Here is a 17,434-nt window from a genome sequence, read left to right on the forward strand (position 1 = left end):
GGCCCCACCCCACGCGCGGCCCCACCCCACGCGCGGCCCCACCCCACGCGCGGCCCCACCCCACGCGCGGCCCCACCCCACGCGCGGCCCTTCCCCACGGCGCGCGGTTCGCGCCCATGGGCGTGCGCCTTCGCGCAGATCGCGCGGTCTCGCGCCCATCGTGCGGCTCACGCTCGCCCGTGGGACGAGCGGTCCTCGCTTCCTGAGGACGAGGTCTGCGCCCTGCTGCGGACGCGTTCGTCAGTGCCCCACGCATGCCGCGCCCTCCGCGATCGCCCCAGCGCGCCCACCGCCCTCTTAGCGCCCGCCGCGTGGTGCCTGCCCACTGCCTGGTGCCCGCCCGGTGCCCGGTGCCCGGTGTCCGGCGCCCGCTGAGCAGTGCCCGAGCCAGCGCCCGCTCCGCGTTGACTGCGCCAGCCCTCGACAGGCGTCGCCTGCACACCGCCGCACCCGGCAATGCCGCGCCACGTGCCCTCCAGCCGTGCCCTCCAGCCGTGCCCTCCAGCCGTGCCCTCCAGCCGTGCCCTCCAGCCGCAGCCTCCAGCCGCAGCCTCCAGCCGCCCTTATAGGGTGTTACCTGGCTTTTGCTTCGGCTGGTGTCCCGGCGGGTGGAATGATCGTCCACATTCCAGGACAAGCCCACGATGTGGCCAGCGGATCCCGGCATGCGGTGGCGGTGCCCGGCGGCAGGAGAAGAGCCGCGCCGTTCGTGGAGCGCGCCCGCAGCGATCACCACGGCATAACCCACGCAACCGGACAATGGCGAAAGTCGAGGCGTGAGCCGGAGGCGCCAATTCGACAAGCTCCCGGAGCACCGCCCCGGATCTTGGAGAACTGCTGCGCGTGGCGGGCATCAAGTCGACGGGCATCGCGCTGGGTGGCTTGGCTCGGCGAGCGTTCACGGTGTTGGCACTGGCGCTCACGGTGCTGGCGCCCGCGTTCATGGTGCTGGTGCCGCGGACTGCGCGTTGGGGCAATGCCGGGTGGGTCCGGGGGCAATGCCGGGTGGGTCCCGGGGCAATGACGTCCGGCCGGCTCGGCGCCACGGGCGGCGGGCGGCGGGCGGCGGGCGGCGGCATGGCGCGAAACGGGCTCTAGCGGGGGCGGTTTTCGTCCGGTGGGGGGTGGTTTGTGAAAGGGCGGGTTGCTGGCGCGGCCGGGGAGGCGTATATCGGGCTTGACGAATTGCGGACAGGCCTGCCGGGGATCGGCATGTTTGCGCGGAGGTGGGATGTGATGGGTCGGCGATATGCCGAGTGGGGAACCCTTTTGGCGGCTCGGTGGGCGGTGTGTCGGCGGTTGCGACACTCTGCAAGGCTGGGCCGATGCTGAGCCAAACGACCGAGCAGCCCGCCGCCACGGTGCTCGCCGGGACGCCGCTCGCGCAGGGACCGCTGGACGCCGCGGAGGCGCGCAAGTTCGCGCCGATGTTCAAGGCGCTCGGTGATCCGGTGCGGTTGCGGTTGCTCTCGATGATCGCCTCGGCCGGCGGCGGCGAAGTGTGTGTCTGTGACCTGACCGGGGCGTTCCACCTGACCGGGCCGACGATTTCGCACCACCTCAAGGTGCTGCGCGAAGCCGGACTGGTCGACAGCGACCGGCGCGGCACGTGGGTCTACTACCGCCTCATCCCGGCGGGCCTCACCGTGCTCGCCGCGCTCCTTGACGCCGGCGCTCTCGGCGCACCCGTCTGACTTGAGACTGGGCCCGCCGGCGAGCGGCGGGCCCAGTTACTACGGGCGGCGGTGCAGGGCCTCGGCCCGGTGGACGGCCTCGCGTCCGGTGCGGTCGCTCTTGACCTTGAACTGTGGCTCCTCGGGTGAGGCGTCCACGGTTCGGCCGGCGGCCTCGACGCGTTCGGTGATCCGGTGCACGACGCGGCCCTCGACGTCCTGACCGTGGCTGCGCCAGGTCACCCTGTCGCCCTTTTTAAGGGCTTTACCGCTATTGGCCATGATCACGGGATACCCCGCGGCGGCCGGCGGAAACGAGGTTCAGCGGGCCGGCAGCTCCGCCACGAAGATCGCCGTTCCGGGGAACAGTTTTCCGCGCAGCGGGCTCCACTGGCCCCACACCTGCTCGTGCCCGGCCGGCCACTCCGGCTCGATCAGGTCGCGCAGCACGAAGCCGGCCGCCACCAGTTCGCGGACCCGGTCGCCCAGGGTGCGGTGCTGCTCGACATAGGTGGGGCGGCCCCGCTCGTCGGTTTCCACGTACGGGGTCCGGTCGAAGTAGGAGTTTCGGGCGACCAGGCCCGACTCGTCCGGCTCGTCCCAGAAGATCCAGCGCATCGGATGGGTGATCGAGAAGACCCAGGTGCCGCCGGGGCGCAGGACCCGGGCGACCTCGCGCATCGCGGCTCCGGAGTCGGCCACGAACGGGATCGCCCCGAAGGCCGTGCACACGACGTCGAATACGCTCTCCGCGAACGGCAGGGCCAGCGCGTCGGCTTGCACCAGTGGTACCCGTACCCCCGAACGCTTTGCCCCGGCACCCGCATGCCGCAGCATGCCCGCCGAGAGATCCATGGCAACCACCTCGGCACCCTGCCGGGTGAGCCACCGGGCGCCGGCCGCGGCACCCGCGCCGAGCTCGAGCACCCGGCGCCCGCGGACTTCGCCGAGCAGCCGGGCATCGGCCTCACGCAGGCCCTCGGGACACCAGACGAAGTCGAGATCGCCCAGGAAGGAGCCGTGTTCGGCCTGGTAGTCGTCGGCGTCGAGATCCCACCAGGCACGGCTCGCGAAGCGGCTCTCGGCGTCGGTGACCGGGCGGCGCAGCACCGACGTCTCGGGCGTGGGGGGCGTTGGGGTTTCGATCACGTGCGCAACGGTACGGCAGGCGGACCCGCCGTCCTGATTCGGCATATTACGGGCACGGTGCGGGGTTTGCACCGAACATTGTGCCGCCGTGGTCAGGAGGCCTTGCAACCTGTGGTAATGCGCACGGTAAGCTAGTCGATGCGCTCGCGGATCGTGTGCCTCGGCAGGGAGCAGGTTCCGTGGTCGTCGGTCTCGACATGATCGATCGCAAGGATCCCGGTCCTCTGGTTCGCCGGTCCTTTTTTGTTCGTTCGTGCCGTGCCCGCCGGCAGTTCCGCGGGACGCGAGACACCACGAAACCATCCGTTCGGAGCAACTGTCCACATGACGAGCAGCATCGAGGCCACCTCGAGCGCCAACCGGGTCACCGTCGACGATCTGGGATCTGAGGAAGCTTTCCTCGCCGCGATCGACGAGACCATCAAGTACTTCAACGACGGCGACATTGTCGAAGGCACCGTCGTCAAGGTCGATCGGGACGAGGTCCTGCTCGACATCGGCTACAAAACCGAGGGCGTCATCCCCTCGCGTGAGTTGTCGATCAAGCATGACGTGGACCCCGCGGACGTGGTGTCGGTCGGTGACCACATCGAGGCACTTGTTCTCACCAAGGAGGACAAGGAAGGCCGCCTGATCCTCTCGAAGAAGCGTGCGCAGTACGAGCGCGCGTGGGGCACGATCGAGAAGATCAAGGAGGACGACGGCGTCGTCCGTGGTTCGGTCATCGAGGTCGTCAAGGGTGGTCTCATCCTGGACATCGGTCTCCGTGGCTTCCTGCCCGCCTCCCTGGTGGAGATGCGCCGCGTGCGCGATCTCCAGCCGTACGTCGGCCGGGAGCTTGAGGCCAAGATCATCGAGCTGGACAAGAACCGCAACAACGTGGTCCTGTCCCGCCGGGCGTGGCTGGAGCAGACGCAGTCCGAGGTGCGCACCGAGTTCCTCAACAAGCTGCAGAAGGGCCAGGTCCGCAAGGGCGTCGTCTCGTCGATCGTCAACTTCGGCGCGTTCGTCGACCTGGGTGGCGTGGACGGCCTCGTGCACGTCTCCGAACTCTCCTGGAAGCACATCGACCACCCGTCCGAGGTGGTCGAGGTCGGCCAGGAGGTCGAGGTCGAGGTGCTCGACGTCGACCTGGACCGCGAGCGCGTCTCGCTGTCGCTGAAGGCGACCCAGGAAGACCCGTGGCGTCAGTTCGCCCGGACCCACGCGATCAACCAGATCGTGCCGGGCAAGGTCACCAAGCTGGTTCCGTTCGGCGCCTTCGTCCGGGTGGACGACGGCATCGAGGGCCTGGTGCACATCTCCGAGCTGGCCGAGCGGCACGTCGAGCTGCCCGAGCAGGTCGTTCAGGTGGGCTCCGACGTCCTGGTCAAGGTCATCGACATCGACCTGGAGCGTCGCCGGATCTCGCTGTCGCTCAAGCAGGCCAACGAGGGCTTCGTCGAGGGCGAGGAGCACTTCGACCCGACCCTCTACGGTATGGCGGCGACCTACGACAACGAGGGCAACTACATCTACCCGGAGGGCTTCGACCCCGAGACGGGTGAATGGCTCGAGGGCTTCGAGAAGCAGCGCGAGACGTGGGAAAAGCAGTACGCCGACGCCCGCGAGCGCTGGGAGGCGCACACCAAGCAGGTGCAGGCGTCCCGCGACGCCGACGCCGAGGCTGCGCTCAACCCGGCGCCGCCCGCGGCCGGTGGCGGTGCTGCCGCTGCCTCCTCGGCCACCTCGTCGAGCTCGCCGGCCCCGGCGCGCGCGGCCGAGGAGCCGTCCGGCACCCTGGCCACCGACGAGGCTCTCGCCGCGCTGCGGGAGAAGCTCGCCGGCGGCAAGAGCTGAACTAGCTGATCAGCGAAAAGGCCGCTCCGACTCAGGTCGGGGCGGCCTTTGCCGTTCCCCGGGCGCCGGGAATACTGGACTGGTGCTGAAGGTGGGGCTGACCGGCGGGATCGGTGCGGGCAAGAGTGCGGTCGCGCAGCGGCTGGCCCACCTGGGAGCGGTGCTCATCGATTCCGATGTGCTGGCCCGCGAGGTGGTGGCGCCCGGCACTCCGGGGCTCGCCGAGATCGTCGCGGAGTTCGGGGCCGGTGTGCTCACCGGCGACGGTGCTCTCGACCGCCCGGCCCTGGGCGCGCGGGTGTTCGGCGACGACGTGGCCCGCCGCCGGCTGGAAAAAATCATTCATCCACGGGTGCGCGAGCGGGCCGCCGAACTGGCCGCCGCCGCCCCGTCCGACGCGGTCGTGGTCAACGACGTACCGCTTCTCGTGGAAACCGGGCTGGCCGCCTCGTACCACCTGGTTTTGATCGTGGAGACCCACCGTGAGCTGCGCATCCACCGGCTCGCCGAGACGCGCGGCATGTCCGCCGACGAGGCGGGCGCGCGCATCGCGGCGCAGGCCACCGACCAGCAGCGCCGAGCCGTCGCCGACGTGCTGATCAGCAACGACGGCACCCTCGATGACCTGCACTCCCACGTCGATTGCCTGTTTCGGGAGAGATTAAAACTTTTCGAGGCAAATGTACGGCTGGGAGCCTGCGCGCGGCCCGGCCAGGAATTACGGATCGTCGAGTCCGACCCGGACTGGCCGGCCCAGGCGGCGCGCCTGATCGCCCGGATCCGGCACGTGCTGGGCGACGAAGCGCAGGTGGCGCACATCGGGTCGACCGCGGTGCCGGGGCTGCCGGCCAAGGACATCATCGACCTCATGCTGGCGGTGCGCACGCTGTCCGACGCCGACGCGGTGGCCGGCCGGCTCGGTGCCGCGGGGCTGCCGAGACGCGCGGGGGAGTGGGCCGACAACGCGCGGGGCATACCGGGCGAGACCTGGCCGAAACGGCTGCACGGGTCGGCCGATCCGGGGCGCCCGGTCAACCTCCACGTGCGGGTCGTGGGCTCGCCGGGCTGGCGGTTCGCCCTGCTGATGCGCGATCACCTGCGGGCGGTGCCGGCGGCCCGCGAGGAGTATGCGGCGGCCAAGGCGCGGTGGCAGCTGGAGCACGCGGATCGATGGTCCTACGGCCTGGCGAAGGAACCGTGGTTCGACACCGAGGCGCGGGCCGCCGACGACTGGGCCGAAGAGGTGGGCTGGGAGCCGGCACCGTAAAGCGCAAAGAAGGGCGCTCGCGGCGGCCGGTCTGCGCTGCGCGCGACCACCGTGGGTGCGCGCGCCGGAAGATCCGGGGCGCATCGACCACGGGCCGGACGAACGGACCGTGTGGTGATCCGTCAACGTGCCGGGCGGCCGCCACGAGCGGCCTACCCGAACAGGTTAGGCGAGCGGTGCAACTGGTAACAACGGTGTTTCGTGGGGCCGAATGTGCACCCTCCGCAAGCCGGTCCGCAGAACTTGTCGTACCCCCGACGTACGGTTGCCCCATGGCGCTCGACATCCCACTGCTCGACGGCCGTTTCGAGGTCGTCAGCGAATTCCAACCGGCCGGTGACCAGCCGGCGGCCATCGACGAGCTGGAACGCCGGGTCCGGCACGGCGATCGGCACACCGTGCTGCTCGGCGCCACCGGCACGGGCAAGAGTGCCACCACGGCCTGGCTGATCGAGCGGCTGCAACGGCCGGCGCTGGTGATGGCCCCCAACAAGACGCTCTGCGCCCAGCTGGCCAAGGAGTTCCGCGAGCTGTTGCCCAACAACGCCGTGGAGTACTTCGTCAGCTACTACGACTACTACCAGCCCGAGGCGTACATCGCGCAGACCGACACGTACATCGAAAAGGACTCCTCGGTCAACGAGGAGGTCGAGCGCCTGCGCCACTCCACCACCATGTCCCTGCTGACCCGGCGCGACGTGATCGTGGTCGCCACCGTGAGCGCCATCTACGGCCTGGGCACCCCGCAGGAATATATCGAGACCGCGGTCCAGCTGCGGGTCGGCGAGGAGGTCGACCGCGACAAGCTGCTGCGCCGCCTGGTCGACATCCAGTACTCCCGCAACGACATGGCCTTCCAGCGGGGCACCTTCCGGGTCCGGGGTGACACGCTCGAGATCATTCCGGCGTACGAGGAACTTGCGATCCGCATCGAGCTGTTCGGCGACGAGATCGAGAAGCTCTACTACCTCCACCCGCTGACCGGTGACGTGGTCCGCGAGGTCGATAAGCTGATCATCTTCCCGGCCACGCACTACGTCGCCGGCCCCGAGCGGATGGAACGCGCGATCCGCGACATCGAGGCCGAGCTGGCCGAGCGGCTGGCCGAGTTGGAGCGGCAGGGCAAGCTGCTCGAGGCGCAGCGGCTGCGCATGCGCACCACGTACGACATCGAAATGATGCGGCAGGTCGGGTTCTGTAACGGCATCGAGAACTACTCGATGCACATGGATGGCCGCCAGCCCGGCGAGCCGGCGTTCACCCTGCTCGACTACTTCCCCGACGACTTCGTCACGGTCATCGACGAGTCGCACGTGACCATCCCGCAGATCGGTGGCATGTATGAGGGCGACGCCTCCCGCAAGCGCATCCTGATCGAGCACGGGTTCCGGCTGCCCAGCGCCGCCGACAACCGGCCGCTGCGGTTCGACGAGTTCCTCGAGCGGGTCGGCCAGATGGTGTTCCTGTCGGCAACCCCCGGACCGTGGGAGATGCAGCAGGCCCAGGGCGAGTTCGTCGAGCAGGTGATCCGGCCCACCGGCCTGGTCGATCCTCAGGTGGTGGTCAAGCAGACCAAGGGCCAGATCGACGACCTCATGCACGAGATCCGGGTCCGCACCGAGCGCGACGAGCGGGTCCTGGTCACCACGCTGACCAAGAAGATGGCCGAGGACCTCACCGACTACCTGCTGGAAAACGGCATCCGGGTGCGTTACCTACACTCCGAGGTGGACACGCTGCGCCGGGTCGAACTGCTCAAGGAACTGCGCAAGGGCGACTACGACGTACTGGTCGGCATCAACCTGCTGCGCGAGGGTCTCGACCTGCCCGAGGTGTCGCTGGTGGCGATCCTCGACGCCGACAAGGAGGGCTTCCTGCGCAGCGGACGCTCGCTGATCCAGACCATCGGCCGCGCGGCGCGAAACGTGTCCGGCGAGGTGCACATGTACGCCGACAAGATGACCCCGTCGATGCGTGACGCGATCGACGAGACCAACCGCCGGCGCGACAAGCAGATCGCCCACAACGAGGCGAACGGCATCACCCCGCAGGCCCTGCGCAAAAAGATCCACGACATTCTCGACGACATCTACCGCGAGGCCGAGGACACCGACGACGTGGTCAGCGGCCCGATGGTCGGCGGCGGCGGCCGGCAGATGTCCCGCGGCAAGGCCCCGGTGCCCGAGACCAGGTCGAAGGCGCGCGCATCGTCCGGCCCGGCGCGCAAGGGCATGGCCCGCGCGGAGCTGGCCCAGCTGATCCAGGACCTCAACGACCAGATGCTGGCGGCCGCCCGCGAGCTGCAGTTCGAGCTGGCCGCCCGGATCCGCGACGAGATGGCCGAACTCAAGAAGGAACTGCGCGGCATGGATATGGCAGGCGTGAAGTGAGGAGGTTTCGCTAGCCTCGCCCGGTGACCTCCACGGACGAGCCCGCCCGGTCCGCGCTGGCCGGCGACATCCCCGACGAACTCGTGCGACTGGCCGGCCGCTGCCTGGCCGCCGACGGCGGGCTTCCGCTGGCCGCCGACCCGGGCTTCCTGCGACGCCGGTGGCAGGCGCCGCCGGGCGAGACGTTCGCACTGCGCGCCGCCGACGGCTCCCTGCTGGCGGCCGGCGCCGTCAGCCCCGGCCCCAACAGCCCGATCCCAACGGGCTCGATCCCGACGGGCCCGATCCCGACCGGCCCGATCGTGACCGGCCTGGTCGATCCGTCGGCGAGGGGCCGCGGCCTGGGCGCGCGAGTGCTCGATCACGCGCTGTCCCTGGCCGAGGCAGGTCAGGCTGGGGCGCCGCTCGCGCTGGCGGAAGGCGGCGCGCCGGCGGCCGTCGTCGTCGAGACCGAGTCGCTGACCGACGCGGCCGACCAGCTTTTCACCGCGCGCGGCCTCCGTCAGTTCTTCGCCGAAGACGTCATGCGCATCGACCCCTCCAGCATCACCGCCCCCACCTGGCCACCCAGCACCACCTGCTCCGAGTGGTCCGCCAAAACCGCGCCCCGCTTCCACGCCGTCTATGCGGCCTCTTTCCGGGACCGCCCCGGCTTCCCCGATCCGCCCGCCGAAGAGTGGATCGCCGACTACGCATCGGACGACGAGTTCCGTCCCGGCTGGTCCCTCCTGGCGTCGACTGCCGATCTGGGCGACGTCGGCTTCGTCGCTGCGGCCGACGGCTGGATCGTCCAGGTGGGCGTCGTGCCGCAGGCCCGCGGCCGGGGGATCGGCGAGGCCCTGATGCGCGAGTCCCTGAGCCGGATGGAGGGCACCGAGGCCTGGCTCACCGTCAACGTCAACAATCCAGGCGCGGCCGCCCTCTACCGCCGCCTCGGCTTCACCGACCAGGGCCGCCGAGCCCGCTACCGCCGCTAACCCACCCACCGCCGCGCTGACCCGCCGGCCGCCTGCCCTCAACCGCAGGCGGCCCCCCGAGTTCGCCACTGCCAGCCCGCAACCACCCCCCAGCAATCAACCAAACTAGCCTCCTAGGATGCCCGACCAATATAAGCGCAGCTCATCGCGTTGATCGGGAACGGAATAGACTTCGGTATGACGATCAGGTGACGTCGAAGGGTTACGCTGGCCTGAGGAACACGCCGGAGTGGCCGAGAGACTGGCCACGTTTCCCGGGGTGCCCTGCCGTTGCGTCGCGTCATGAGACACAATGGCTGCCGTGGGAGGGGAGTATTCCCTCGCATCGGTCTCGTCAACACGGACCGCCCTCATGGGCGACCCGGGGCCGGTGGTCGCCGCAGGCGGCGGAAGAGACCTCCGACAGTCGCACGACGCTGTGTTCGGTCGATTCTGAGCGGGCAAGGCGCCGAACCGTGTCTGCCGGAGGCTCAATTTGAACGTTTCCGCCTGGGTGTGGATTGTCACCCTGGTTGTCCTCGTTGCCATCCTCGCCGTTGATCTGCTGATCATCGGACGACGACCGCACGAACCTTCCATGAAGGAAGCGGGCAGCTGGGTCGCCTTCTACGTCGGCCTCGCAGTCCTGTTCGGCGCCGGTGTGTGGATCACGTCCGGCGGCACCGCCGCGGGCGAGTTCTACACCGGATGGTTGACCGAATACTCGCTGAGCGTCGACAACCTCTTCGTCTTCGTGATCATCATGGCCCGGTTCGCGGTGCCCCGGCATCTCCAGCAGAAGGTGCTGCTCATCGGCATCGTGCTGGCCCTGCTGATGCGCGGCGCGTTCATCGCCGCCGGCGCCGCCCTGATCTCCCAGTTCTCCTGGGTGTTCTACATTTTCGGCGCGTTCCTGGTCTACACCGCGTTCACCCTGATCAAGGAGGGTGAGAACGACGAGGACGACTTCAAGGAGAACATCCTGATCCGCTGGGCGAGGCGCGCCCTGCCGGTCTCCTCCTCGTTCGGCGACGGCCGCTTGACCACCACCGACAGCGTCGGCAAGCGCCTGTTCACCCCGCTCCTGATCGTGATGATCGCGATCGGCACCACCGACCTGTTGTTCGCCCTCGACTCGATCCCGGCGATCTTCGGCATCACCAAGGAGCCCTACCTGGTCTTCACCGCGAACGTCTTCGCGCTGATGGGCCTGCGTCAGCTCTACTTCCTCCTCGGTGGCCTGCTGCAACGCCTCGTCTACCTGAACTACGGCTTGGCCGCGGTGCTGGCTTTCATCGGCGTCAAGCTCGTCCTCGAGGCCCTGCACACCAACAGCGTCCCCTTCATCAACAGCGGCCACCACGTCTCCTGGGCCCCCGAGATCCCGATTTGGCTCTCCCTGGTAGTCATCGTCGGCACCCTGGGCATAGCCACGGTCGCGAGTCTCGTCAAGTCCTCCCGAGACCGCCGCAAGGAACTACTGAACACCCCAACCTGACACCCGACACCGCTGACCATCCCGAGGCCCGCCCCGGGATGGTCAGCGCGTCTCTAAGGCGGAATCTGGGCGTTTTATCCCGCTTAGGGAGCCGGTCGCGGCAGATGCTTTTTTGGAGGTACGCCAGGCGGGGCCGGCCAACCGCATCGTGACGAACTCCGCCTCCGGCGGCTGCCGCCGCGATCCCGCTGCCGGGTTACTGCCCCTGCCGCGACAGCCGGGCTGTCCTGCCACGCAAGCCACCGCCGGCCCGAGTTGAAGACTTCGTGCACCCAGACAGCTCGAGTTTCGCCATTGGTTGATGCGCGGCCGGTGAAGTGCCACAGCGGTGGCCGGGACCTCGGGTTGGGCGGTGGCCGCGGCCTGGGTGGGGTGGGGGCGTGGCTTAGCCATGCAGGACAGCCCGGCGGCCGGGGACGGCCTGGAGCAGCGACTGGCTTGGCGGTCGTCCGGGGAGTGTTGGTCGTCGCGTACGTCTGAAAAAGCGGTAGGGAAGGACGGCCCGGACCCACCGCGGGTGAGCCGGGCCGTTGCCAGGGTTACTGCTGCTGGTGTTTGCGGCGGGCGGCGGCTCGGCCTCGGGTCTGCTGGTCGAGGATCACCTTGCGGATGCGGACCGCGTGGGGGGTTACCTCTACGCACTCGTCCTCGCGGCAGAACTCGAGGGCCTGTTCGAGGGAGAGTTTGCGCGGGGGGATCAGTTTTTCGGTTTCGTCGGCGGTGGAGGAGCGCATGTTCGTCAGCTTCTTTTCCTTGGTGATGTTGACGTCCATGTCGTCCTGGCGGGAGTTTTCGCCGACGATCATGCCCTCGTAGACCTCGATGGTGGGTTCCACGAAGAGTTGGCCGCGCTCCTGGAGGTTGGTCATCGCGAAGGCGGTGACCACGCCGGCGCGGTCGGCCACGAGCGAGCCGTTGCTGCGGGTGCGTAGCTCGCCGAACCACGGCTCGTAGCCCTCGAAGAGGTGGTGCATGATGCCGGTGCCGCGGGTCTCCGTCAGGAACTCGGTGCGGAAGCCGATCAGGCCGCGGGCCGGGACCAGCCACTCCATGCGCAGCCAGCCGGTGCCGTGGTTGGTGAGCTGCTCCATGCGGCCCTTGCGGGAGGACAGCAGGCTGGTGATCGGGCCCATGAACTCGTCGGGGGCGTCGATGGTGAGGCGCTCGACCGGCTCGTGGATCTTGCCGTCGACGGTCTTGGTGACCACCTGGGGCTTGCCGACGGTGAGCTCGTACTGTTCGCGGCGCATCTGCTCGACCAGGATGGCCAGCGCGAGCTCGCCGCGGCCCTGGACCTCCCACGCATCGGGGCGGTCGGTGGGCAGGACGCGGAGCGAGACGTTGCCGACCAGCTCGCGGTCGAGGCGGTCCTTGACCATGCGGGCGGTGACCTTACTGCCCTTGACCCGGCCCACCATGGGGCTGGTGTTGGTGCCGAGGACCATCGAGATGGCCGGCTCGTCGACGGTGATCAGCGGCAGCGGGATCGGGTTTTCGGCGTCGGCCAGGGTCTCGCCGATCATGATCTCGGGGATGCCGGCGACGGCCATGATGTCGCCGGGACCGGCGCTCTCGGCCGGCTTGCGCTCGAGGCCCTCGGTCATCAGCAGTTCGGAGATGCGCACCTTGTCGACCGTGCCGTCGGTGCGGCACCAGGCGACGGTCTGACCCTTGCGGATCGTGCCCTCGCGCACCCGGCACAGGGCGAGCCGGCCGAGGAACGGCGACGCGTCGAGGTTGACCACATGGGCCTGGAGCGGCGCGTCCTCGTGGTAGGTCGGGGAGGGGATGGTGTCGAGGATCGTGGTGAACAGCGGCTCGAGGTTGTCACTGTCCTGCGGGACGGTGCCGTCGGCCGGCTGGGCGAGCGAGGCGATGCCGTCGCGGGCGCAGGCGTAGATGATCGGGAATTCGATCTGCGACTCGTCGGCGTCCAGGTCGAAGAAGAGGGCGTACGTGTCGTCGACGACATCCTTGATCCGGGCGTCGGGGCGGTCCACCTTGTTGATCACCAGGATGATCGGGAGGCGGGCCTGCAACGCCTTGCGGAGCACGAAGCGGGTCTGCGGCAGCGGGCCCTCGGACGCGTCGACCAGGAGCACCACACCGTCGACCATGGTGAGGCCGCGCTCCACCTCACCGCCGAAGTCGGCGTGGCCCGGGGTGTCGATGATGTTGATGACGACCGGGACGCCGTCGGCCGGCTGGTAGCTGATGGCCGTGTTCTTGGCCAGGATGGTGATGCCTTTCTCCCGCTCCAGGTCCATCGAGTCCATCACGCGGTCGCCCATCTCGGCGCGCGCGTGTGACTGTCCGCCCTGTCGGAGCATGGCGTCGACCAGCGTGGTTTTGCCATGGTCGACGTGAGCGATGATGGCGACATTGCGGAGGTCGGTGCGGGTCTGCATGGGTCCATTCTCCCCGGTCTGGGTTGCGGTTGGCGTCCCGGGGTCGTAACGGGGCAGCGTGACGTTGCGTACTGCTGTTAGCGTTCGCCCGATGGTCAACGGGGAGGACTTCGTCGATGGCGCAGCGTGTTCGACTGCTGGTGGCGGCGGTAACGGCTCTGGTAGTGGCGGCCGGATGCGGTCTGGGCGGCGCCTCCGCCGACTCTGATTCCGCCGCCGACGTGCCGGCCGCGGCGCAGTCGGCGGACGAGCCGATCTTCGAGCCGCTGACCGAGTCGCCGACGCCGCCCCCGTCGCCCTCGACCGCGCCCTCATCGGCGTCGACGTCGAAGCCGAAGGCCACCAAGCCGACGCCCACCGCGGACCCGAACAACTTCCAGGCGCCGGCATGTGCCACGTACGAGGGTAAGAAGGTGTCGAAGGGCGCGGCCAAGTCGGCCCTGAACGCGGCCGCGGCCAAGCGCTACTGGCCGACTAGCGCGCCGAGTCTCGCGGTGCCGTCCGACCTGGTACGCAGCATCTCCTGGAACGAGAGCGGCTGGCAGTCCAACATCGTGAACTGCGACGGCGGCCGGGGTTTGATGCAACTGATGCCGGACACCGTCTCGATGATCAACAACCGCTTCGGTCAGACGTACGACGTGCACAACTACAAGCAGAACGCGCTGCTCGGTGCCAACTACCTGGCCTGGCTCACCAAGTACATCGGCGACCTGTACTTCGGCGGCAGCTACAACCTGAGCGCCGCCAAGTGCAAGTCGGTGTCGTCCTGGTGCCTGCTCAACCTGGTGATCGGTGCGTACCACGCGGGCGTCGGAACGGTCGAGGCGAACGCGTCCGGCAAGAAGGTGCCGAGCCCTGATTACGTGTACGTGGTGCGGTCGTTGATGAAGTCGTGCTACTGCGACCGGTACTGACCCGCCCGAGGGCCGCACACCGGGCCGAGCTACACTGAACGGTGGAACCCGGGGCCCGGTTTTGACCCGTCCTTCGACGCGGTAGTAAGGTCCCGGGGTTGTCGTGTGTTGATGATGCTGGCGAGCTGCACTTGATTTATCCCCAAGTCGGCGGCCTCGTGCAGCTCACCCTAAGGAGCCCTACGCAATGCCGCCCAAGAAGAAGACCCATGAGGTAACCCTCGCGCTTGAGGCGGGTAACGCCGCGATGGTCGACCTCGGCAAGATGCTTGGTCCGACCGGGGCCAACATGCGTGCCGTGAAGGTGGAGTACGACGAGGCGACCTCGAAGAACCGGGGCGAGATCATCCCGGTCATCGTCACCGTCTACGAGGACCGCAGCCACACGCTGATCTACAAGACGCCGCCGACCAGCTTCCTGATCCGCAAGGCACTGGGCATCCAGTCCGGCGCGTCGAACCCGCTGACCCAGACCGTCGGCACGCTCAGCGCGACGCAGATCAAGGAGATCGCCGAGCGTAAGCTCCCCGACCTCAACGCGAACGACCTCGACGCGGCCATCAAGGTCGTGGCCGGCACCGCCCGCTCGATGGGCGTCAAGGTCGCGTAACACCCGTGCTCTGAGAACGGCCCCCGGGAACCCGGGGGCCTTTTTTTTCATGCCTTGCCGACGATCTCGTCGATCAGCCCGTACTCGACGGCCTCCTGCGCACTGAGGTTGCGCCCGGCGGAGAGGTCGTCCTCGATCCGGCTGCGTGACTGCCCGGTCACCTCGACGAGCCGCAGCACGACCTCCTCGAGTTCGCGCAGGTGCTGGCCGGCGGCCCGGGTGACCTCGTCGGCCGTGCCGGTCACCCCGGTGGCGTGCGGCTCGGTGAGCCGGAACCGGGCGTGCCGGTACGCCGCGCGTTTCTCGGCGGCGGACAGCACGGCCACCACCGCCCCGCCGGCCAGCGAGGTGACCAGGGCGTGCACCGGTGCGGCCATGGCGTCGACCACGTCGATCACGGCGAGGGCCGCGGCCAACTCGCCGCCGTCGCCGGCCAGATGCATCTGCACCGGTGCCGGGCCGGCTGCGTCGAGGGTGAGCAGCGCGGCCGCGATGCTGCTCGCGGCCTCGTTGGTGAGCGGGCCACGAATCATGACGATGCGCTGGTCGAACAGTCGTTCCTCGAGCCAGCCGGGCAGGCCGGGGCCGCCGCCGGGGTGCGCGGAGGGCCAGGGCTCGGGGGTGTGCGGCTGGGGCTGTCCCCATCGCATCGGGTCGTGCCGCAGGTTCACCGATTCCTCCCGTCGTGCCGCCCTGCCCACAGCGTATCCAGGCGGGGGCCGTAGTGAGGCTTTGCTTTTGGATGGGCGGCGGGGTACGGTCTAGACAGTCTGGACAGCAGATTGATCGGGTAGAGGTTTGATTGCTTATGCGCTGGCAGGTTCAAGAGGCGAAACAGCGTTTCAGTGAGTTGCTCCGGGCCGCGGCATCGGGAGAGCCGCAAATCGTAACCAAGCATGGCGAGGAGATCGCAGTGGTCTTGACCATGTCGGAGTACCGCCGTCTCAAAGGAGAACGCATGAGCTTCACCGATTACCTGTTACAGGAGCCGCAGGTCGGCATCGACTTCGATTTCGAGCGCAGCCGCGAGCTGCCGCGCGAGGTCGACCTGTCGGAGTGACGATGGGCTTCCTTCTCGACACCAACGTCATCTCGGAACCGCGGAAGGCGTCGCCGGATCCCCGGGTGCTCGCCTGGCTGCGCCGGCAGTCCGATGCCGGCGCCGAGATGTATCTGAGCTCCCTCGTGGTGGGGGAGGTGCGTAAGGGCATCGAACAGGTGCGACCGCGGGCGCCCCGGCAGGCAGAGGCCCTCGAGGCGTGGCTGGCCGGCCTCATCGGCGTCTACGGTGACCGGATCCTGCCGGTCAGCGCCGCGGTCGCCGATGAGTGGGGGCGGCTCACCGCAGCGGCGCGGCCGCCGACGATCGACGGCCTGATCGCGGCCACGGCCAAGGTGCATCGGCTGACGTTGGCGACCCGCAACATCGCCGACGTGGCCGGTACGGGGGTGCCGGTGGTAAATCCCTTCGAGAGCTAGCTGGTGGCGCTTCCGGGTGGGTGGAATGGTCCTCGGGGTGGTGCAACGCCGGAGCGGGGATCGGTGTAATCAAAGCGTGCGGGTTACACGGTTTCCGGGGGCCGACTTCGAGGCTTATGTGCGCGAGGTCGGCCCTGGCCTGCTGCGCTTCGGGCATGTGCTCACGCTCGACCGGGGTGAGGCGGAAGATCTCGCCCAGGAGACGTTGATCCGGGTCGGGCTGGCGTGGGGACGGGTCCGGCGGGACGGTAACCCGGTCGGCTATGCGCAGCGGACCATGGTGAATCTCTTCCTCAACGGGCGACGGCGACGGCGCGCGGTTCCGGTCGCCGCGGTTCGCGAGGACGCGCGTGAGGACGCCGCGATCGCTGCCGTGGATGCCACGTCTGAAGTGAAAGACCTGCTCGCCGCGCTGCCGCCCAAGCAGCGGGCCGCGGTGGCGCTGCGCTATCTGCACGACATGCCGGACGAGCAGATCGCCGAGTTGCTCGGGTGCAGCCCGCCGACCGTGCGGTCGCAGGTTTCACGCGGGCTGGCCGCGTTGCGGGCGAATCTGCCGGCCGAGGAGGGGAAGCCGTGATGCTGAGCCAGGACTGGGATATTCCGGTCACCGAGGCGTTCGTGGACCGGGTTCGGCGCGGGGTACGGCGACGGCGACGGGTGCGGGTGCTCGGAGCGGGCGGGGCGGCGGTCGCCGTGCTGGCGGCCGTCTTCCTGCTGTGGCCGGCAATGCGGCAGGCCCCGACGATGGTGGCGACCAACCCGCCGGCCGTCGGCGGGTTGCTGGACGGGGTGAGCATCACCCACCTGCCGGCCGGGGCCGTGCGGGTCAAACGGGACAGCACGTCCAGCCAGACCCTGGCCGACCTGGGCGCCAGCAGCCTGATCGACGTTCCGACGCCGCCTGCGGGCGCGTGGGCGACGACCGCCACCCGCCGGTTCGACCGGGGCGTCGGTGTCGGGCTCTTCGTCACGGTGATGCGGCCGCTCCCGCCGGAGCCACCGGTCACCGCGGCGCAGGTGGGGGAGTGGCTGGCGAGCTGGGCCGCGCTCGGCACCCGGCCGGTGCGGGCGTTCGAGGTCCCCGCCGGGCACGCTCGGACGGTTGCCCACGGCAGCAGCAATTACGAGGTCGTCATCACCACGCCGGATCACGTGGTGATCACGGTCGGTGGCAACGCGGCGTTTTCCGCCGCCGAGATGGAGGAAGTTGCCCGAGGTCTGCGGTGAATGCAACCCCGTCATGGT

Annotated in this window: 18 protein-coding genes; 13 read left to right on the forward strand and 5 right to left on the reverse strand. The window is 69.0% G+C overall.

The annotated features are described in order from the left end of the window. Positions 1 to 843 precede the first annotated feature (843 nt). Both Ari01nite_RS22125 and Ari01nite_RS22130 read left to right on the forward strand, forming a co-directional pair. Positions 844 to 1,098, forward strand: a complete 255-nt coding sequence (locus tag Ari01nite_RS22125) for a hypothetical protein (RefSeq protein ID WP_203783412.1) — start codon at positions 844 to 846, stop codon at positions 1,096 to 1,098. Between the two features lie 227 nt (positions 1,099 to 1,325). Next, on the forward strand, positions 1,326 to 1,694 hold the full coding sequence (locus Ari01nite_RS22130; RefSeq protein WP_239162913.1) for an ArsR/SmtB family transcription factor: 369 nt from the start codon (positions 1,326 to 1,328) through the stop codon (positions 1,692 to 1,694). A 39-nt stretch (positions 1,695 to 1,733) separates the two neighbouring features. Here Ari01nite_RS22130 and Ari01nite_RS22135 read toward each other — a convergent pair whose 3' ends face one another. The 3 genes from Ari01nite_RS22135 to Ari01nite_RS22145 all read right to left on the reverse strand — a co-directional run bounded on the left by Ari01nite_RS22135 (position 1,734) and on the right by Ari01nite_RS22145 (position 3,160). After that, positions 1,734 to 1,916, reverse strand: a complete 183-nt coding sequence (locus tag Ari01nite_RS22135; RefSeq protein WP_239162914.1) for a hypervirulence associated TUDOR domain-containing protein — start codon at positions 1,914 to 1,916, stop codon at positions 1,734 to 1,736. A gap of 78 nt (positions 1,917 to 1,994) precedes the next feature. After that, entirely contained in the window at positions 1,995 to 2,867 is an 873-nt protein-coding gene (locus tag Ari01nite_RS22140; RefSeq protein ID WP_239162915.1) for a class I SAM-dependent methyltransferase, read from the reverse strand. Between the two features lie 86 nt (positions 2,868 to 2,953). Then, positions 2,954 to 3,160, reverse strand: coding sequence for a hypothetical protein (locus Ari01nite_RS22145; RefSeq protein ID WP_203783415.1), 207 nt, complete (start codon positions 3,158 to 3,160; stop codon positions 2,954 to 2,956). Between Ari01nite_RS22145 and rpsA the strand changes: the two genes are divergently transcribed. The 5 genes from rpsA to Ari01nite_RS22170 all read left to right on the forward strand — a co-directional run bounded on the left by rpsA (position 3,147) and on the right by Ari01nite_RS22170 (position 10,772). Then, positions 3,147 to 4,661, forward strand: a complete 1,515-nt coding sequence (rpsA, locus tag Ari01nite_RS22150) for a 30S ribosomal protein S1 (RefSeq protein ID WP_203783420.1) — start codon at positions 3,147 to 3,149, stop codon at positions 4,659 to 4,661. The genes Ari01nite_RS22145 and rpsA overlap by 14 nt on opposite strands. An 82-nt stretch (positions 4,662 to 4,743) precedes the next feature. After that, positions 4,744 to 5,928: a dephospho-CoA kinase gene (gene coaE, locus Ari01nite_RS22155; protein ID WP_203783422.1), complete on the forward strand. Its 1,185-nt coding sequence runs from the start codon at positions 4,744 to 4,746 to the stop codon at positions 5,926 to 5,928. 272 nt (positions 5,929 to 6,200) lie between these two features. Beyond that, positions 6,201 to 8,318, forward strand: a complete 2,118-nt coding sequence (gene uvrB / locus Ari01nite_RS22160) for an excinuclease ABC subunit UvrB (RefSeq protein ID WP_203783423.1) — start codon at positions 6,201 to 6,203, stop codon at positions 8,316 to 8,318. A gap of 23 nt (positions 8,319 to 8,341) precedes the next feature. Next, positions 8,342 to 9,295, forward strand: a complete 954-nt coding sequence (locus Ari01nite_RS22165) for a GNAT family N-acetyltransferase (protein WP_203783425.1) — start codon at positions 8,342 to 8,344, stop codon at positions 9,293 to 9,295. Between the two features lie 475 nt (positions 9,296 to 9,770). After that, complete coding sequence (locus Ari01nite_RS22170) at positions 9,771 to 10,772, forward strand: TerC family protein (RefSeq protein WP_203783426.1); 1,002 nt, start codon at positions 9,771 to 9,773, stop codon at positions 10,770 to 10,772. Positions 10,773 to 11,311: 539 nt separating this feature from the next. Here Ari01nite_RS22170 and typA read toward each other — a convergent pair. After that, positions 11,312 to 13,180, reverse strand: a complete 1,869-nt coding sequence (gene typA, locus Ari01nite_RS22175; protein ID WP_203783430.1) for a translational GTPase TypA — start codon at positions 13,178 to 13,180, stop codon at positions 11,312 to 11,314. Positions 13,181 to 13,296: 116 nt separating this feature from the next. Between typA and Ari01nite_RS22180 the strand changes: the two genes are divergently transcribed. Both Ari01nite_RS22180 and Ari01nite_RS22185 read left to right on the forward strand, forming a co-directional pair. After that, positions 13,297 to 14,097 (forward strand): lytic transglycosylase domain-containing protein, encoded by an 801-nt coding sequence (locus Ari01nite_RS22180; RefSeq protein WP_203783433.1) that lies wholly within the window; start codon positions 13,297 to 13,299, stop codon positions 14,095 to 14,097. Positions 14,098 to 14,284: 187 nt separating this feature from the next. After that, positions 14,285 to 14,707, forward strand: coding sequence for an uL11 family ribosomal protein (locus Ari01nite_RS22185; RefSeq protein ID WP_203783435.1), 423 nt, complete (start codon positions 14,285 to 14,287; stop codon positions 14,705 to 14,707). Between the two features lie 47 nt (positions 14,708 to 14,754). On the opposite strand, the gene Ari01nite_RS22190 is transcribed toward Ari01nite_RS22185, so the two are convergent. After that, entirely contained in the window at positions 14,755 to 15,378 is a 624-nt protein-coding gene (locus tag Ari01nite_RS22190; protein ID WP_203783437.1) for an ATP-dependent Clp protease proteolytic subunit, read from the reverse strand. 137 nt (positions 15,379 to 15,515) lie between these two features. Here Ari01nite_RS22190 and Ari01nite_RS22195 point away from each other — a divergent pair, with 137 nt between their 5' ends. The 4 genes from Ari01nite_RS22195 to Ari01nite_RS22210 all read left to right on the forward strand — a co-directional run bounded on the left by Ari01nite_RS22195 (position 15,516) and on the right by Ari01nite_RS22210 (position 17,416). Then, the gene (locus Ari01nite_RS22195) at positions 15,516 to 15,767 is read left to right on the forward strand and encodes a type II toxin-antitoxin system Phd/YefM family antitoxin (protein WP_203783439.1); all 252 of its coding nucleotides are present in this window, start codon (positions 15,516 to 15,518) and stop codon (positions 15,765 to 15,767) included. Positions 15,768 to 15,769: 2 nt separating this feature from the next. Beyond that, a complete protein-coding gene (locus Ari01nite_RS22200) occupies positions 15,770 to 16,186 on the forward strand; it encodes a type II toxin-antitoxin system VapC family toxin (RefSeq protein ID WP_203783441.1) in 417 nt (138 codons plus the stop codon). 76 nt (positions 16,187 to 16,262) lie between these two features. Then, entirely contained in the window at positions 16,263 to 16,766 is a 504-nt protein-coding gene (locus tag Ari01nite_RS22205) for a SigE family RNA polymerase sigma factor (RefSeq protein ID WP_239162916.1), read from the forward strand. Further along, a complete protein-coding gene (locus Ari01nite_RS22210; RefSeq protein WP_203783446.1) occupies positions 16,763 to 17,416 on the forward strand; it encodes a hypothetical protein in 654 nt (217 codons plus the stop codon). The genes Ari01nite_RS22205 and Ari01nite_RS22210 overlap by 4 nt, the downstream gene beginning before the upstream one ends. The last annotated feature ends 18 nt before the right edge of the window (positions 17,417 to 17,434 follow it).

The organism is Paractinoplanes rishiriensis (assembly GCF_016862375.1).
Taxonomy (GTDB): Bacteria; Actinomycetota; Actinomycetes; order Mycobacteriales; family Micromonosporaceae; genus Actinoplanes; species Actinoplanes rishiriensis.

Excerpts from the sequence above, each read along its gene's own strand:
- typA (WP_203783430.1), bottom strand. The coding sequence starts at position 13,180 with ATGCAGACCCGCACCGACCTCCGCAATGTCGCCATCATCGCTCACGTC.
- Ari01nite_RS22145 (WP_203783415.1), bottom strand. The coding sequence starts at position 3,160 with ATGCTGCTCGTCATGTGGACAGTTGCTCCGAACGGATGGTTTCGTGGT.
- Ari01nite_RS22185 (WP_203783435.1), top strand. The coding sequence starts at position 14,285 with ATGCCGCCCAAGAAGAAGACCCATGAGGTAACCCTCGCGCTTGAGGCG.
- Ari01nite_RS22195 (WP_203783439.1), top strand. The coding sequence starts at position 15,516 with ATGCGCTGGCAGGTTCAAGAGGCGAAACAGCGTTTCAGTGAGTTGCTC.
- Ari01nite_RS22140 (WP_239162915.1), bottom strand. The coding sequence starts at position 2,867 with ATGCCGAATCAGGACGGCGGGTCCGCCTGCCGTACCGTTGCGCACGTG.
- Ari01nite_RS22180 (WP_203783433.1), top strand. The coding sequence starts at position 13,297 with ATGGCGCAGCGTGTTCGACTGCTGGTGGCGGCGGTAACGGCTCTGGTA.
- Ari01nite_RS22200 (WP_203783441.1), top strand. The coding sequence starts at position 15,770 with ATGGGCTTCCTTCTCGACACCAACGTCATCTCGGAACCGCGGAAGGCG.
- uvrB (WP_203783423.1), top strand. The coding sequence starts at position 6,201 with ATGGCGCTCGACATCCCACTGCTCGACGGCCGTTTCGAGGTCGTCAGC.
- rpsA (WP_203783420.1), top strand. The coding sequence starts at position 3,147 with ATGACGAGCAGCATCGAGGCCACCTCGAGCGCCAACCGGGTCACCGTC.
- Ari01nite_RS22130 (WP_239162913.1), top strand. The coding sequence starts at position 1,326 with ATGCTGAGCCAAACGACCGAGCAGCCCGCCGCCACGGTGCTCGCCGGG.